Genomic DNA, 17,391 nt, shown 5'->3' on the forward strand with positions numbered 1-17,391 from the left:
TGCGATGAGTACCAACGATAAACGCATCCGCGAATTTGCCTATCAGATCTGGGAATCGGAAGGAAAACCCGAGGGCCAGGACGCTCGCCACTGGGAGATGGCCCGCAAACTGGCTGAAGCCGAAGCCCTGGCACCGAGCAAATCGCCGAAGGCCGCTGGCAGCAAAACCGCCGGCACCAAGGCCCCTGCCAGCAAAGCCAATGGCAAGGCAGCGGAGCCAAAAACCAAAGCCAAGCCCGCAGCTGCCTCCAAGGTGATCCCGCCGGGCGAAAAAGCCAACGAGAAAAAGCCTCGAGCAGCGCGTAAACCGCCCGCTGTCTGACGCCTCTCCCCTGTGTCCTGATTGACCTCGTGGCGAGCTTTCTCGCCACCGAGGGCTCGCTCGCCCTCAAAAAAAACCAGAGCCCCGACTTTTTATAATTGAGTAATGTCCCCCCTTTGCAGGAGCACCCATGACCAGTCCAAAGAAAGCCGCGCCAGAACCTCAGGTCGAGGCCTCGCGAATCCGTGAAGGCTTGCCCTTCCCGCTGGGCGCGAACTGGGATGGCCTAGGGGTCAACTTTGCCTTGTTTTCCGCCAACGCCACCAAGGTCGAGCTGTGCATCTTCGATGATGCCGGCGAGGTCGAGTTGGAACGCATCGAGCTGCCGGAATACACCGACGAGATCTACCACGGCTACCTGCCCGACGCGCATCCGGGGATGATCTATGGCTACCGTGTCTACGGCCCGTACGATCCGGCTAATGGTCATCGCTTCAACCACAACAAACTGCTGATCGACCCCTACGCCAAACAACTGGTCGGCCAGTTGAAATGGTCCGAAGCCCTGTTCGGCTACACCATAGGCCACCCCGACGCCGACCTCAGCTTCGATGAACGGGACAGCGCGCACTTCGTGCCCAAGTGCAAAGTGATCGACCCGGCTCACACCTGGGGTCACGACCATCGGGTCAGCGTGCCGTGGGACAAGACCATCATTTATGAGACTCACGTGCGCGGTATCAGCATGCGTCATCCCTCCGTCCCCGAGAATGTGCGCGGCACCTTCGCCGGGTTGATGGTCGATGACGTGCTGGAACACATCCGCAAACTCGGCGTGTCGACGGTGGAATTGCTGCCGATTCATGCCTTCGTCAACGACCAGCATCTGTTGCACAAAGGCATGACCAATTACTGGGGCTACAACAGCATCGCGTTCTTCGCCCCCGACCCTCGTTACCTGGCCAGTGGCAAGATCGCCGAGTTCAAGGAGATGGTTGCGCACCTGCACGAAGCCAATCTTGAAGTGATCCTCGACGTGGTCTACAACCACACCGCCGAGGGCAACGAACAAGGCCCTACCCTGTCCATGCGCGGCATCGACAACGCCTCCTACTACCGTTTGATGCCCGACGACAAGCGCTTCTACATCAACGATTCCGGCACCGGCAACACCCTGGACCTGAGTCACCCGTGCGTGCTGCAAATGGTCACCGACTCCTTGCGCTACTGGGCCTCGGAAATGCACGTGGACGGTTTCCGCTTCGACCTGGCGACCATTCTCGGGCGTTACCACGATGGCTTCGACGAACGTCACAGCTTCCTTGTGGCCTGCCGTCAGGACCCGGTGCTGCGCCAGGTGAAGATGATTGCAGAAGCCTGGGACTGTGGCCCCGGTGGCTATCAGGTCGGTAACTTTCCGCCGGGCTGGGTCGAGTGGAATGACAAATTCCGCGACACCGTGCGTGCGTTCTGGAAAGGTGACGATGGCCAACTGGCGGACTTCGCCAGTCGCATGACCGCCTCCGGCGAGATGTTCAATCAGCGTGGCCGGCGGCCGTACGCCTCGGTGAACTTCGTCACCGCCCACGACGGTTTCACCCTTAACGACCTGGTGTCATACAACGACAAACACAACGAAGCCAACGACGAGAACAATCAGGACGGCAGCAACAACAACCTGTCCTGGAACCACGGCGTCGAAGGCCCGACCGACGATCCCGAGATCAATGAACTGCGTCAGCGGCAGATGCGCAATTTCTTTGCCACGCTGCTGCTGTCCCAAGGCACGCCGATGCTGGTGGCCGGCGACGAATTCGCCCGAACCCAGGAAGGCAACAACAACGCCTATTGCCAGGACAGCGAGATCGGCTGGGTCAATTGGGACCTGAGCGAAGACGGCAAGGCCCTGCTCAAGTTCGTTAAACGGCTGATCAAGTTGCGCCTGGCCTACCCGATCCTGCGTCGCGGTCGGTTCCTGGTGGGCAACTACAACGAGGACATCGGCGTCAAGGACGTCACCTGGCTCGCGCCGGATGGCAGCGAAATGTCCATCGAACAATGGGAAGAAGGCCATGGCCGCTGCCTCGGGATGCTGATGGATGGCCGCGCCCAGGAAACCGGTATCCGCCGCAAGGGCGCCGACGCCACCTTGCTGTTGGTGGTCAACGCGCATCACGACATCGTCAATTTCCTGCTTCCGGAAGTGCCCGACGGCGGTTTCTGGACCTGCATGATCGACACCAATCAACCGTCGATTCGTGGTCAGGAACGCTTCGAGTTCGATCACGAATATTCGGTCACTGGCCGTTCGCTGCTGCTGTTCGAATTGCAGCGTGAGGAAGAAGAGTGAAATGGACCTTCAGGGATTTCTCCAGCATCAGCCCGCGGATTACGCCGACACGCAAGCGTTAGGCCGGTGCCTGCGAGCGCTGGTTGAGGCGGGTCTCGATCAGCTTCCGCTGCCTGGCGGTGGCCAGACACTGGAGCGGTTTCAGCGTCTGGCCGAGGTCGGCGGGCATGATCTGGGGTTGTGCAAGTTGTACGAGGGCCATACCGACGCCCTGGCGATCATCCAGCAACTGGGTGGCTCGCCTACGCCGGGCAGCACGTGGGGCATGTGGGCCGCAGAACCACCGCAAGCGCGCGTGCAAGTCAGGCCGCAAGGTCAGATGGTTGTGTTGAATGGGCGCAAGGCCTGGTGTTCAGGAGCTTCGGTGTTGAGTCACGCGTTGCTCACGGCATGGGATCATCACGACCGGCAGCAATTGGTTGCGGTGGCGCTGGATCAACCCGGCGTGACCGTGACGGATCAGGGCTGGCAAGCCGTCGGAATGGGTGCCACTGGCAGCGTTGAGGTGCTGTTCGAAGGTGCCGAAGCACAAGCCATTGGCAACCCTGGCGATTACCTGCAACGTCCCGGCTTCTGGCAAGGCGGAATCGGCATTGCCGCTTGCTGGTACGGCGCGGCACAGAGCATCGCCGAACGTCTGCGCAGCCATTGCGCTCAACGTGAAGAACCCCACGCCCTCGCCCACCTGGGCGCGGTCGACAGTGCGCTGCATGCTGCCGCCGAGGTATTGCGGGTCAGCGCATTGATGATCGACGCCGCTCCGCTGGACGACGCCGAACTGCTGGCCCGGCGCGCCCGCACGGTGGTTGAACACGCCGCCGAACAGGTTATCCGGCATGTCGGCCACGCACTCGGTGCCGGCCCCTATTGCAAGGATCGGCAGTTCGCCCGCCTGATCGCCGACCTGCCGGTATTCCTGCGCCAAAGCCACGCCGAACGGGATCTCGCCGCGCTTGGGCAACAGGTTCTGACGGAGACATGGATGTTATGAAAACCAACCCCATTGTCGGCCAGGGAACGCCTCTGCATTTATGGCAAACCTCAAGCCATCTGGCCCAATTACCGGTGACCGACATCCTGACGCTGGTGCCGGAAGGCTCGCGCGCCGTGATCATCGCCCCCCATCCGGATGACGAAGTGCTGGGTTGCGGCGGGTTCCTGCAGTTGCTCGCTGCGGCCGGCCGGCCGCTGCAACTGATTTCAGTCACTGATGGCAGTGCCAGCCATCCCGGTTCCGAGCGCTGGCCGGTGGAACGCCTGAGCGTGGTCCGCCCGCAGGAATCGGCCCAGGCCTTGCGCCGTCTCGGCCTGCCATTGCACAGCCTGAAATGGCTGCGCGGTGGTTTCGCCGACAGTCAGGTGGCGGCACGGGAAGCCGAGTTGTGCGAGTTCATCGAACGTCATCTGCGGCCCAACGATGTGGTCTTTACCACGTGGCGTGAAGACGGCCATTGCGATCACGAGGCTGTGGGTCGTGCCAGTGTCGAAGCGGCGAAACGGGTCGGTGCTGCGCTGCATGAGCTGCCCGTCTGGACCTGGCACTGGGCAACCCCCGAAGACAGTTTCGTGCCTTGGCACCGGGCGCGAAAGATTCTGTTGGCCCCGGCACTGGTGGCGCGCAAACGTCACGCCATTCATGCCTTCGCCAGCCAACTGGAGGGCGACCCGAAAATCGGCTTGCCACCGGTGCTGGCACCGTATGTGCTGGACCGGTTACTGCAACCGTTTGAAGTGGTGTTTGTATGAGCGTCGAGGATCGCTATTTCGACGGTTTGTTCGCCGGCAACGACGATCCCTGGTCGTTCCGTCAGCGCTGGTACGAACAGCGCAAACGCGCCATAACGCTGGCCGCGCTGCCCCGACCGCACTACCGCGCGATCTTCGAACCCGGTTGCGCCAACGGGGAACTGAGCGCTGATCTGGCCACTCGCTGCGATCGCCTGTTGTGTTGCGATACGGCAGCCGCCGCCGTGGCGCTGGCTCGCACTCGCCTGAGTCTGTTCGACCATGTCGAAGTCCGCCAAAGCCGTCTGCCGGGGGATTGGCCCAACGAGCAGTTTGACCTGATCGTGCTCAGCGAAGTCGGCTATTACCTGGATGCCGAAGACCTCAAGTGCCTGATCGAACACGCCGCCCGATCATTGACCGCCGACGGCCAACTCCTGGCCTGCCACTGGCGCCCACCGATCGATGGCTGCCCGCTGAACGCCCGACAGGTCCATGACCTGCTTCACGAACAGTTGCACTTACCGCGCCTGGTCCTGCATCAGGAGGCCGATTTCCTGCTGGAACTCTGGAGCCGTGAGCCGCGCTCCGTGGCCGTGCTGGAGGGCTTGCGATGATTGGCATTTTGATCCCGGCGCATAACGAAGAAGAGTTGATCGAGCAGTGCATACGGGCCGCCCTGCGCGCCGCGTGCCATGAACGGCTGGAGGGTGAAACGGTCCTGGTGCTGGTGGTGCTCGACAGTTGCACTGACCGATCCTCAGAGATTGTTGACAGTTACCCAGTGCACAGCCTGGCGATCGAGGCGCGTAACGTCGGCCAGGCGCGCGCCGCGGGTGCACGGTTTCTACTGGATCGGGGAGTGCGCTGGATTTCCTGCTCCGACGCCGACAGCCGGGTCGCCAAGGACTGGCTGGTGGCGCAACTGGACCTCGGTGCCGACGCAGTGTGCGGCACGGTGACGGTCGATCAGTGGAACGCGGCCTTCGATGAGGCGACACAGATTCGCTATCACAAGCGTTATCAGGCCCGCGACGGCCACCGGCATATCCATGGTGCCAACCTGGGCATCAGTGCCGAGGCTTACCGGCGTGCCGGTGGTTTCGAACCGCTGGCCAGCGACGAAGATGTGCAACTGGTTCGGCAACTCGAACGCTGCGGGGCGACTATCGCCTGGAGCCAACGTCCGCAGGTGCTCACCAGTGCCCGACTGGACAGCCGCGCACGAGGGGGCTTTGGCGATTTCCTGCGGGACATGCTGCAGGTCGGATAAAAAAACGTACCGGATGGAACAGCGAGGCGACGAATAGCGTGACATGAGCAATACTCTGCTTGCGGCAATCCAGGGTTTGGAGCGCTGCACATTGCTATCAACGAGAACAAGGACGTAGCCATGAAATCGGTCTCCATCAGTGAAAGCAGCCTACCCGTACAAATCTGGAACAGCGCCCCGCAACTGGACAACATTCCTGTCATCAGCACTCAGACCCTGGTCCCCGCCGGCGCACGCGCTGTAGTGATTGCCCCACACCCTGGCGATGAAGTCGTGACCTGCGGCGGCCTGCTGCAGTTGCTCAGCGCCTTGGGGCATCCCCTCCAGTTAATCTCGATTACCGACGGCAGCGCCAGCCATCCGGGCTCGCAACAGTGGTCGGAGAAACGCTTGAGCGTGTTCCGCCCCCAGGAAAGCCTCGAAGCCTTGCGCCGGCTCGGGCTGCCGATGCACAGCCTCAAATGGATTCGTGGCGGCTTCACCGACAACGCCCTGGCCGAACGGGAATTTCAGATGACTCAATTCATTGCCCGTTATTTACGCCCCGGGGATGTGGTGTTCAGCACCTGGCGCGAGGATGGCATTGTCGACCATGACGCCGTCGGCCGGGCTAGCGTCAAGGCCGCGGCCATGGTCGGGGCGGCGTTCAACGAAGTACCGGTCTGGGCCTGGCACTGGCCAACGCGTGATCGAGGGCTCATCCCGTGGCATCGCGCGCGCAAGGTGCGCCTGGACACCTGGACCGTCGCGCGCAAAAGCCACGCCACCCACGCCTATGCCAGCCAGCTCGACGGCGAACCCGCCATCGGCCTCGCCCCGCTGCTGCCCCCGGTGCTTCTGGAACGGATACGGTTGCCCTACGAAATTGTGTTTGTCTGACGCAGCGATGTAGCAGCTGTCGAGCCTGCGAGGCTGCGTTCGGCTGCGAAGCAGTCGTAAGGCCCGGCAATGTGGTGTGTCAGGCAAACTCCATGTTCTGGATGACGACTGCTACGCAGCCGAACGCAGCCTCGCAGGCTCGGCAGCTGCTACATTTTGGTGTGAAGGCTGCTTGCGACGAATCACTCTGAACTGCCCGCCGCTGTATCAGTCGCATACATAAGCAGTCCTGATTCAGAGGAGTGAACGTGACCAGTGACTCCAAGTGGCAGGCCGTCGGATCATCTCCATTGAACACGCCTCTGGCGATTCATCGACTGAGAGTGCTGACGGTCAACACCCACAAGGGTTTTACCGCATTCAACCGACGTTTCATTCTCCCGGAACTGCGTGAAGCGGTACGCAGTACGTCGGCGGACCTGGTGTTCCTGCAGGAAGTCGTCGGTGAACACGACCGCCATTCCACTCGCTACAACGATTGGCCACAGACCTCACAATACGAGTTCCTGGCCGACAGCATATGGAGCGACTTCGCCTACGGTCGCAACGCGGTCTACCCCAACGGTCACCACGGCAATGCCCTGTTATCGAAATACCCGATCCGCGAACACCGCAACCTCGACGTCTCGATCACCGGCCCCGAACGCCGCGGCCTGCTGCATTGCGTTCTGGATGTGCCGGGGCACACTGAAGTCCATGCGATCTGCGTTCACTTGAGTCTGCTGGAAAGCCATCGCCAACTACAGCTCCAGCTCCTCTGCCTACTACTCGAATCGTTACCCGACGATGCGCCGGTGATTATCGCCGGCGACTTCAACGACTGGCAGCTGCAAGGTAACACCGCCCTCGCCCGACGCGACTATCTGCATGAAGCCTTCGAACGTCACCACGGTCGCCCGGCAAAAACCTATCCGGCGCGCTTTCCGCTGCTGCGTCTGGACCGGATTTATCTGCGCAATGCCAGCAGTCATGAGCCGCGAATACTCGGGAGCAAGCCGTGGACGCACCTGTCGGATCATTTGCCGCTGGCGGTGGAAGTACACCTCTGAAGTACTTTTTTCAACAGACCATTCGTCAGCAACACCACCACGGGCGAAAAACGCGTCTACACCTTAAGCAGCTGAAGGAGCAGTTGATTCAACTCGTTAGGATGCAGGTCTCACGCAGTTTATGAACTTCACTTGATGGCTTGATTGAAGATCCGGCGAACGATCCAAGGATGATTTCCCGAAACATGCGGTAGGGATACAACATGAATCGTTACGCCCGATTGCTGCAGGCATTGCCGCAGATACTCGCTGTACCCACTTCGTTGCTGATAGGCGTCAGCCCTCCCGTTTCCGCCGCTTGCACCTTGATCGCAGGGCCCGGAAACGATGCATTCACCTGTGACAGCGGCACCAGCGCTGCACTCACCGACCTGTCGGGCAATAACAGCCTGACGTTCCCCGCCAACGGCACTGGCCGTATCAATGGCAACGTGACGTTCGGCGCGGGCAGCGACACCGTCGAGATGAATTCCGGCACACTCGCCGGCGCACTGGACCAAGGCGCCGGCGCGGACCGCCTGCGTATCACAGGCGGGTTGATTACAAGCGCCGTCAGCCAGGGCAATGGAATCGATGATTTTGTGATGACTGGCGGGACTATTCAGTCCCTCGCTCAAGGCGACAATCGCGATACGTTTCTGATGACCGGCGGCACCATCGTCGGCGCCTTCGAGGATGGTGACGTCGCCCGCATGATGGGCGGGACCATTGGCCGGGTCGACATGAAACTCGACAACAATATCTTTGACCTGTCGGGCGGCCAGATCCAGGGCAATCTGGTCACCGGTTTCGGTACCGACACCATTACCGTTTCTGGCGGACGGATTGGCGGCAACATCAGCGTCAGCGGCGGCAACGACAGCATTACCGTGACGGGCGGCGAAATCGTGGGCGAGATCCGCGCCAGTACCGGCGATGACACGCTGGTCTGGGACGGTGGCGGCATCATCCGCTCGGCGATCCTGTTGGCCGAAGGCAACGACCGTGTGACCCTGCGCAATCTGAGCGAAAGCACCCTCGCCCTGACCCCGGGCATCGACGGCGGCAGGGGCAACGATGTGCTGATTTTCGATCATGTCAGCTCAGCCACCCCTGCCCGCTATATCAACTGGGAGACGGTCAATCTGAGCAACGGTTCGCAACTGGACCTCGCCGGAAACTTTATTCTGGGCGACGCCGCCAGCGGCACCGGGGTGTTCTCTATTGATAGCAGCAGCACACTGACATCTGCCCAAGGCAGCATCACGCCCGCTGTTGCGGGCCAACTTGCGACCTTGAACAACGCCGGGGTGATCGACCTGAGCAGCGGCAATACCCGCACCAATGACACCCTGACCGTGCAAGGCAATTACGCGGGCAACGGCGGCCAGTTGCTGTTGCAAAGCGTGGTGGGAGACGACAACTCCCCCAGCGACAAACTGGTGGTGAACGATGGGACATTGACCGGCAGCACGTTGATCACGGTCACCAATCTGGGCGGAACCGGCGGGTTGACCCAGCAGAACGGCATTGAGTTGGTGCAGGCTCAAGGCACTGCTGTCAGCACCCCCGATGCGTTTGCGCTCAAAGGTCCGGTATCTGCGGGTGCCTTCGATTACTACCTGTTCAAGGGTGGCGTTAGCGCAGGCAGCGAAAACAGTTGGTATTTGCGCTCTGCCGTTGTGGCCCCCGCGACCGTCACCATCCCAAACCCGGATCCGGCCTTGCCACCGATTGTCGTCCCGGTCATCGCAACGCCGGTGGCCGCACTCGCTCCCGCCGGCAGCCCACCGCTACCGGTTTTACCGGCAGCCGTACCGGGCGCGTCACCGATTCCGCTGTACCGCCCCGAGGTTCCGACCTGGTCGGTACTGCCACCCGCTGCCGCGCAACTGACCCTGAATGCACTCGGCACTTTCCATGATCGCCAAGGCGATCAGCGCCTGCTCAACGAAACCGGGGCCTTTGGCGCTGGCTGGGGTCGGGTCTACGGCAAGAACGTCGATCAGACCTGGGCCGGCACCGTAACGCCAAGGCTCGACGGTTCGCTCAGCGGTTTCCAGGTTGGTAACGATGTGTACAGCTCACAGACTTCCAATGGACAGACCCAGCGCACTGGTTTTTTTGTCGGGCATACGCGTTTACAGGGCGATGTCGACGGTTTCAACCAAGGCTTTGAAGACAAGCGCGCTGGCCAAGTGGAACTTGAAGGCGACAGTTATGGCTTGTACTGGACGTTGACCGATCCCAAGGGCTGGTACGTCGACACCGTCATCATGGGCACCCGGCTCGACGGTGACAGCCACTCCGAACGCGGCCTCAAACTGGATAACCGAGGCCACGCCTTGACTGTTTCGGCGGAAACCGGCTATCCGATTCAAGTGACGGATAACTGGGTGGTTGAACCCCAGGCGCAGGTCATCCATCAAAAAGTCTCGCTGGACAGCCAGGACGACGGCATTTCCCACGTTTCATTCGACTCCGACAGTGCCTGGACCGGTCGCCTCGGTGCTCGACTCAAAGGCCTTTACCAAGTCAGTGGACGCCCATTGGAACCTTATGTACGAGCCAATCTGTGGCACACCCTTTCCGGTATCGACTCGGTAACCTTCGACGGCGCGGACCGGATCGATACCGAGCAAAAATCGTCATCGGCCGACCTCGGTGTCGGCGTTGTGCTTAGCCTCGCGAAAACCGTGAACGTGTATGGCGGACTCGACTACACCAGCAATATCGACAGCAATCAGCTGCGCGGAACGGCCGCAAATGTCGGTGTCAGGGTGACTTGGTGAACCGGTAACCCACTATCAAAACCGCTCTGGAATGCGGATTTTTTGACGATTTTTCGAACAAACAAGAACTTAGATGTGCGGCGTAAATCAGTCACTTGCAAGTCCTAAAATACACATACCACTTATCGGACATTTTCTTGACGCGATGTCAAGGGTCTTCTTAGCTACACGTTACTACCCCCGGAAATATTACCCGGGGCAACCCCCCAGACTCCCGCAAAATCGGGCGGCCAGAGGCTTGCCCCACTACATTCGGTCGCCCCTCATTCGGGGTAGGAGAGAGACGCCAGAGCGAGATTCGGCATGCGATTGCAAGGTAGACCTCCATGAAAACGTCATTCACCCAACAAGAGATCAAAGTTACTTTTTGCACTGTCTCGAGTTCACTCCTTCTGTGCTCGTCCATGGAAGTACAGGCAGGGCCGGCAGAGGATGAAACCACCCCTTGGTACCGTCAGGATGTTCCGGTCATGACCTTACCCGCCGTCACTTTCACCGCCCCCTACTCCGGCCGTTTCAGCGCCGCCTCCGATACACGAAGTTCGCGCCTGACCATCGAGGACGCTGCGCCTTCGGCCTGGGATCAGGTGTATGGACAGGCTTCGCGGCAGGCGCAAACCGATGTTCTGGCTCAGGGGTTTGCTATCCCTGGCAGTAGCGAGTTCAAAGGTCCGGCGATCCTGACTCTGCAAAGCGGTAGCGGTCATACCCAGCGGGTCGGACTGGTCGGCGGCACGACTCAGTTACAAGGCAACAGCAACGGGCTGCTGACCGGTCGCGCCCTTGCTGACCCCAGCCACGACACCCTCAACCTCGAAGGCCAGAGCCTCGGCGCCTACTGGAGCCTGACCGGGCCCCAAGGCTGGCACGTGGATTTGACGGCCAGCGGCGGCCGGGTCAACGGTTATACCCGCAATGACCAGGGCGCCCGACTGGCGACCGAGGGCAGCGCGGTGACGCTGTCGGTGGAAGGTGGTTTCCCCATTGGTCTGAGCGATAACTGGGTAGTCGAACCCCAGGCGCAGTTGATCAATCAACGCATTACCCTGGACACCCCGTATGCCGGGTCAGGCAATGCCTCGTCCAGCGATCTGACGTCCTGGAGCGGCCGGGTCGGTGCACGGTTGAAAGGTAGTTACAACATCAACGGCCTGGGGGTCGAACCCTATGTGCGAACCAACGTGTGGCACACGGTATACACCGGCAATACGGTGAACCTCGATCAGGTCGAGAAGATCAGCAGCAGCCGTTATTCATCGACCGTCGAAGTGGGTTTGGGGTTGGTGGCCAGAGTGACACCCGCCGTGAGTCTTTACGTCAGCGCCGACTACAGCAGTGATGTGGACGACAATGATTTGAACGGGTTGATTGGGAGTTTGGGTGTGCGGATGCGGTGGTAAAAAGATCAAGAGATCGCAGCCTGCGGCAGCTCCTACATTGGGTGGCGTACACCTTGTAGGAGCTGGCGAAGCCTGCGATCTTTCGGTCAACCCTCCGGACGCAGCATCAACACCGCCAGCGGCGGCAGGTTCAATACCAACGAGAGGGCCTGGCCATGGCTCGGCTCTTCCTCGGTAAACGCCCCGCCGCTGTTGCCATAGTTCGAACCGGCGTAAGTAGCCGCATCGCTGTTGATCACCTCGGTCCAACGCCCGGCAAACGGTACGCCGACGCGATAACCCTCACGCGGCACCGGCGTGAAGTTAGCCACCACCAACACCGGCCGCCCCTCCCTGCTCCAGCGCATGAAGGCGTAAACGCTGTTGATTGCATCATCACCAATCAACCACTGGAAGCCTTGCGGCGCGTCATCCTGATCATGCAGCGCCGGTTCTTCGCGATACAGCCGATTAAGGTCGCCGACGAGTTTCTGCACACCTTTGTGTTCCGAGTACTGCAGCAAGTACCAGTCCAGCTGCTGATCGTGGTTCCACTCACGCCACTGACCAAACTCGCAGCCCATGAACAACAGCTTCTTGCCCGGATGTGCCCACATGAAACTGAGGTAGGCGCGCAGGTTGGCGAATTTCTGCCAGCGGTCACCGGGCATCTTGTCGATCAGGGAGTGCTTGCCGTGAACCACTTCGTCGTGGGAGATCGGCAGGATAAAGCGCTCGGACCAGGCATACACCAGACCAAAACTCAGTTCGTTATGGTGATGAGCGCGGTATACCGGGTCTTGCTGGATGTAATGCAGCGAATCGTGCATCCAGCCCATGTTCCACTTGTAGTCGAAGCCCAGTCCGCCTTGTTGCGTGCCCTGGCTGACACCCGGCCACGCGGTGGATTCTTCGGCAATCACCAGCGCGCCGGGGGCTTCAAGGTCGACCACGTCATTGAGATGGCGCAGGAAGTCGATGGCTTCGAGGTTTTCCCGACCGCCGTGACGGTTCGGCACCCATTCGCCGGCCTTGCGCGAATAATCGCGATACAGCATCGACGCCACGGCATCGACCCGCAGACCGTCGACGTGGAAATGTTTGAGCCAGTGCAACGCCGAGGCCAGCATGTAGCCGTGCACTTCGGTGCGACCCAGGTTGTAGATCAGCGTGTCCCAGTCCTGATGGAAGCCTTCCTGCGGGTTGCCGTATTCGTACAGCGCGGTGCCGTCGAACTGCGCCAGGCCGTGGGTATCGGTCGGAAAATGCGCTGGCACCCAGTCGAGGATCACGCCGATGTCAGCCTGGTGGCAGGCATTGACGAACGCGGCGAAGTCATCCGGCGTACCGTAGCGGGCGCTCGGGGCGAATTGCGACAGCAGCTGATAGCCCCAGGAGCCGCCGAACGGGTGTTCCATGATCGGCATCAGCTCGATGTGGGTAAAACCCAGATCCTTGACGTAAGGAATCAGCCGCTCGGCCAACTCATGCCAGGTGTACTGGCGGGCGACCTCGCCCAGATCATCCAGCTCACATTGCCAGGACCCGGCATGCAATTCGTAGATCGACAGCGGCGCACTCACCCGATGACGGTCGCCCCGCGATTGCATCCACTCCTGATCCTGCCAATCGATGTTCAGCGGCGAAGCGACTTTTGACGCGGTGTCCGGCGGCAGCGAGGTGGCCAGCGCCATCGGGTCGGCCTTGAGCGGCAGAATGCCGTGGGTGCCGAGGATTTCGTATTTGTATGTTTCCCCCGCTTGCATGCGCGGGACGAAAATTTCCCATACACCGGTAGGATGACGCAGGCGCATCGGGTGCCGGCGACCGTCCCAGTTGTTGAAGTCACCCACCACCGACACCCTTTTGGCGTTCGGTGCCCACACGGCGAATCGCACGCCATCGACACCGTCGACGGTTTGCAGCTGCGCGCCCAGGCAAGCGCTGAGATCGCGGTGATTGCCTTCGGCGAACAGGTACAAGTCCATCTCACCAAGCAACGGGCCAAAGCTGTAAGGGTCCTCGGAAATTTGTTCGCCGCCGGCCCACCGGGTTCGCAGCAGATACGGCTGCGCCCGATCGAAGTGCCCGACGAACAGGCCCGGTGTCTGGGTGGCCTCCAGGTTGCCGAGTTCCTCCCCGGAGTCCTTGGCCAGTACCTGCACGCTCAAGGCGTCCGGCAAATAGGCCCGAATGAATTGCCCGCCGGCACCATCGCCGTGGGGGCCAAGAATTGCAAAGGGGTCGTGATGTTCGGCGCGTACCAGCGCGTCGATGTCCCGCGATCTGGGCAGCAACGCTTCTTTAGCGTGACCCTGTTCCTTGTTCGAGAAACTCATGACTACTCTCCACCAAGATCGGAAAAGGGTTTAAGCCCACTCAATAGTCCATATAAACCGTGCAACGGCACGGGCAACCAGGTGGGGCGATTTTCTGCCTCATAGGCCACTTCATACGCTGCCTTCTCCAGGCCGAACAACGCCAATGCGGCGTCCTCGCCTTCCGGATCTTGCCATGCATGAGCAAGACTAGCTGCCGCCAGCCGATAAGCGTCGACAAATGCTTGTCTTGCTTCATTTAAATAGCGATCGGCGACACGTAGACGAGCGGCTTGGGCATCGGCCGTGTTATCGACGTTGTGCACATTGATCGCCATCGCCGCAGCGTAGTCAAAGGAACGCAATACGCCACTGACGTCTTTGTACGGGCTGTGTTTGCCCCGTCGCTCATGCAGCGGCCGCGCCGGCTCGCCTTCGAAGTCGATCAAGTAGGCGTCGCCCTTGATCACCAGCACCTGGCCCAGGTGCAAGTCGCCGTGGACGCGAATGCGCAGACCACCAACGGCTTTTTTGCCCAGCTCCTGAACATGGCTGAGGATGGCTTTTTTGTTGTCCAGTAAACGAGTGACCAAGGCTTTGTCTGCCGGGTTCAATTCGCTTTGATGCTGTTTGAGCAACTTAAACGCGTACTCCAGTTGCGCTGCCACATCCTTGGCCGAGGCCAAGGCATCTTTCTGGGTGGTGACCTGCGGAACGAAGTCCGGGTTGTCGCTGGGCGCCGCCAGCAGCTGATGCATTTCGCCCAGACGCTGACCGAGCATGCCGGCGAAGTCTCGCAGTTCGCCCAACGCGTTGTAGTGTTGCTCCTGCTCGGACATGGCGTCGGCCAGTTCGTCGCGCAGCGCCCGTTCGAGGTTGTTCTGGGTCCATTCCCAAGCATCGCCCTGATTGCTTAAGTAGCCCTGGGCAATCATCAGCAGGTTGTCCTCGCCCGCCGGATCGCGGCGCACCACCGAGCCCAGCAGCGGCGAAATATTGCGGAAACCCGCGTGGGTCAGGAACGCGCTCATTTCCAGTTCCGGGTGCACGCCGGACGCGACCTTGCGGATCAGTTTCAGCACCAGGCTGTTGCCGATCACCACCGAACTGTTGGACTGTTCGGCGGACAGGTAACGCACTTCCGATTCCCCGCTCAGACCGAGATTCCCCAGTTCCGCCGTCGGCTGAAAACGGATTTCGCCCGCACTGGAAGACAACACGATATCGCTTTGCATGCCCTGCAAAACCGCATGCACAAAGGTTTCGAGGCTGAAGGCATCGGTGATCAAACCGACCTGACGCACGCGCCGGACGCGAGACAAGGCCAGTTGCTGAGGCAGCGCGGCACCCACCTGATCTTCGGAGATAAAGCCGAACGGCAACTGATAGCGGCTGGTCTGGCCGCCGCTGGTGACGTCAATTTCACTCAACAGCACGGGGTGCAGCGGATCGCCGAAGCGCACGCCGTAAGCGATGTTGACCTGTTCGATGGCCGCGTCCTTGCCGGCAAACCAGCGGCGATTCTGTAGCCAGCTCGGCAGGATGCTCTGCTCCAGCGTGCTGCGGGACGGCGCTTCGAGCAGTTCTTCCATGCGTTTTTTCAGCACCAGCGTGGTGAAGTCCGGCAGGCTTTGCGCCGGTTCCACGTGCCAGCTTGGCATCTGGTTTTCCGCCGCCAGTACGAACCAATAGAAGCCGTAAGGCGCCAGGGTCAGCAGGAAATTCAACTGACCAATAGGCGGAAAGGCGTTACCGCCGAGCATTTCCACCGGCACCATGCCGACGTAGGCCGACAGGTCCAGTTCCGCTGCTTGCGCGCTGCGGGACACGTTGGCCACGCACAAGATGATTTCGTGCTTGCCGTCCGGTCCGGTGAATTCCCGGGTGTAGGCCAGGATCCGCCGGTTGCTCGGCGAGAGCATTTTCAGTGTGCCGCGACCGAAGGCCTTGGACTGCTTGCGCACGGCGAGCATGCGCCGGGTCCAGTTCAGCAGTGAATGCGGGTCGCCGGCCTGGGTTTCAACGTTGACCGACAGGTAGCCGTATTGCGGGTCCATGATCGGTGGCAGCACCAGGCTGGCCGGGTCGGCGCGGGAGAAACCGCCGTTACGGTCAATCGACCACTGCATCGGCGTGCGCACGCCATCACGGTCGCCGAGGTAGATGTTGTCACCCATGCCGATTTCATCGCCGTAATACAGGGTCGGCGTGCCGGGCATCGACAGCAGCAGACTGTTCAGCAACTCCACACGACGACGGTCGCGCTCCATCAGCGGCGCCAAGCGGCGGCGAATGCCCAGGTTGATCCGCGCCCGACGGTCGGCCGCGTAGTAATTCCACAGGTAATCGCGCTCCTTGTCGGTGACCATTTCCAGCGTCAGCTCATCGTGGTTGCGCAGGAAAATCGCCCACTGACAATTGGCCGGGATCTCCGGTGTCTGGCGCAGAATGTCGGTGATCGGGAAACGGTCTTCCTGGGCCAGCGCCATGTACATGCGCGGCATCAGCGGGAAGTGAAACGCCATGTGGCATTCGTCGCCGTTCAGGCCTTTGGCGTCGGTGTCGCCGAAGTACAGTTGCGTGTCTTCCGGCCATTGGTTGGCCTCGGCCAGCAGCATGCGGTCCGGGTAATTGGCGTCGATTTCGGCACGGATCTGCTTGAGGACGTCGTGGGTCTCGGGCAGGTTTTCGTTGTTGGTGCCGTCGCGTTCGATCAGGTACGGAATCGCGTCCAGACGCAGACCGTCGATGCCCATGTCCAGCCAGTAGCGCATCACCGACAGCACGGCTTTCATGACTTGCGGGTTATCGAAATTCAGGTCTGGCTGATGGGAATAGAAGCGATGCCAGAAGTACTGGCCGGCCACCGGGTCCCAGGTCCAGTTGGATTTTTCGGTGTCGAGAAAGATGATGCGAGTGCCGTCGTACTTTTGATCGTCATCGGACCAGACGTAGAAATCCCGCGCCGCCGAACCTTTCTTGGCCTTACGCGCACGCTGGAACCAGGCGTGCTGGTCCGAGGTGTGGTTGATGACCAGTTCGGTAATGACCCGCAGGCCACGTTTGTGGGCTTCCGAGATGAACCGCTTGGCGTCGGCCATAGTGCCGTAGTCTGAGTGCACGCCACGGTATTCGGCAATATCGTAGCCGTCATCGCGCCGTGGCGAGGGATAGAACGGCAACAGCCAGATGGTGTTGACGCCCAGATCGGCAATGTAATCGAGTTTGGCGATAAGACCGGGAAAGTCGCCGATCCCGTCATTGTTGGAGTCGAAAAAAGACTTAACGTGAACCTGGTAGATCACCGCATCCTTGTACCAGAGCGGGTCCTTGATAAAGGTGGCTGCCTTGGGTTTCTTCGCCATTTGAAACTCCTGTTGAATTC

General features: G+C 60.6%; 12 protein-coding genes. 10 read left to right on the top strand and 2 right to left on the bottom strand.

Annotated features, from left to right (window positions below; translation table 11 throughout):
* Positions 1-4: 4 nt before the first annotated feature.
* From ACIQU2_RS13010 to ACIQU2_RS13055, 10 genes are all read left to right on the top strand, one after another.
* Positions 5-322, top strand: a complete 318-nt coding sequence (locus ACIQU2_RS13010; protein ID WP_347805010.1) for a DUF2934 domain-containing protein — start codon at positions 5-7, stop codon at positions 320-322.
* Between the two features lie 130 nt (positions 323-452).
* Positions 453-2,612 (top strand): glycogen debranching protein GlgX, encoded by a 2,160-nt coding sequence (gene glgX, locus ACIQU2_RS13015; protein ID WP_403141130.1) that lies wholly within the window; start codon positions 453-455, stop codon positions 2,610-2,612.
* Position 2,613: 1 nt separating this feature from the next.
* Positions 2,614-3,603 (top strand): acyl-CoA dehydrogenase family protein, encoded by a 990-nt coding sequence (locus tag ACIQU2_RS13020; RefSeq protein ID WP_403141133.1) that lies wholly within the window; start codon positions 2,614-2,616, stop codon positions 3,601-3,603.
* Entirely contained in the window at positions 3,600-4,358 is a 759-nt protein-coding gene (locus ACIQU2_RS13025) for a PIG-L deacetylase family protein (protein WP_403141136.1), read from the top strand. The genes ACIQU2_RS13020 and ACIQU2_RS13025 overlap by 4 nt, the downstream gene beginning before the upstream one ends.
* Positions 4,355-4,954, top strand: a complete 600-nt coding sequence (locus ACIQU2_RS13030) for an SAM-dependent methyltransferase (RefSeq protein WP_403141139.1) — start codon at positions 4,355-4,357, stop codon at positions 4,952-4,954. The genes ACIQU2_RS13025 and ACIQU2_RS13030 overlap by 4 nt, the downstream gene beginning before the upstream one ends.
* Positions 4,951-5,610, top strand: a complete 660-nt coding sequence (locus ACIQU2_RS13035; RefSeq protein WP_403141142.1) for a glycosyltransferase — start codon at positions 4,951-4,953, stop codon at positions 5,608-5,610. The genes ACIQU2_RS13030 and ACIQU2_RS13035 overlap by 4 nt, the downstream gene beginning before the upstream one ends.
* 120 nt (positions 5,611-5,730) lie before the next feature.
* Positions 5,731-6,489 carry a PIG-L deacetylase family protein gene (locus ACIQU2_RS13040; protein WP_403141144.1) on the top strand — a complete coding sequence of 253 codons (759 nt, stop codon included), beginning with the start codon at positions 5,731-5,733 and terminating at the stop codon, positions 6,487-6,489.
* 248 nt (positions 6,490-6,737) lie between these two features.
* Positions 6,738-7,538: an endonuclease/exonuclease/phosphatase family protein gene (locus ACIQU2_RS13045; RefSeq protein ID WP_403141147.1), complete on the top strand. Its 801-nt coding sequence runs from the start codon at positions 6,738-6,740 to the stop codon at positions 7,536-7,538.
* Between the two features lie 203 nt (positions 7,539-7,741).
* Positions 7,742-10,309, top strand: coding sequence for an autotransporter outer membrane beta-barrel domain-containing protein (locus tag ACIQU2_RS13050; RefSeq protein WP_403141150.1), 2,568 nt, complete (start codon positions 7,742-7,744; stop codon positions 10,307-10,309).
* 326 nt (positions 10,310-10,635) lie between these two features.
* Positions 10,636-11,709 (top strand): autotransporter domain-containing protein, encoded by a 1,074-nt coding sequence (locus ACIQU2_RS13055; protein ID WP_403141182.1) that lies wholly within the window; start codon positions 10,636-10,638, stop codon positions 11,707-11,709.
* A gap of 86 nt (positions 11,710-11,795) precedes the next feature.
* Here ACIQU2_RS13055 and glgB read toward each other — a convergent pair whose 3' ends face one another.
* Positions 11,796-14,027 (bottom strand): 1,4-alpha-glucan branching protein GlgB, encoded by a 2,232-nt coding sequence (glgB, locus tag ACIQU2_RS13060; protein WP_403141185.1) that lies wholly within the window; start codon positions 14,025-14,027, stop codon positions 11,796-11,798.
* A 2-nt stretch (positions 14,028-14,029) separates the two neighbouring features.
* Entirely contained in the window at positions 14,030-17,371 is a 3,342-nt protein-coding gene (gene treS / locus ACIQU2_RS13065) for a maltose alpha-D-glucosyltransferase (RefSeq protein WP_403141187.1), read from the bottom strand.
* Positions 17,372-17,391 lie beyond the last annotated feature (20 nt).

It is taken from the genome of Pseudomonas sp. NPDC098740 (assembly GCF_044760065.1).
GTDB classification, from domain to species: Bacteria; Pseudomonadota; Gammaproteobacteria; order Pseudomonadales; family Pseudomonadaceae; genus Aquipseudomonas; species Aquipseudomonas rossensis.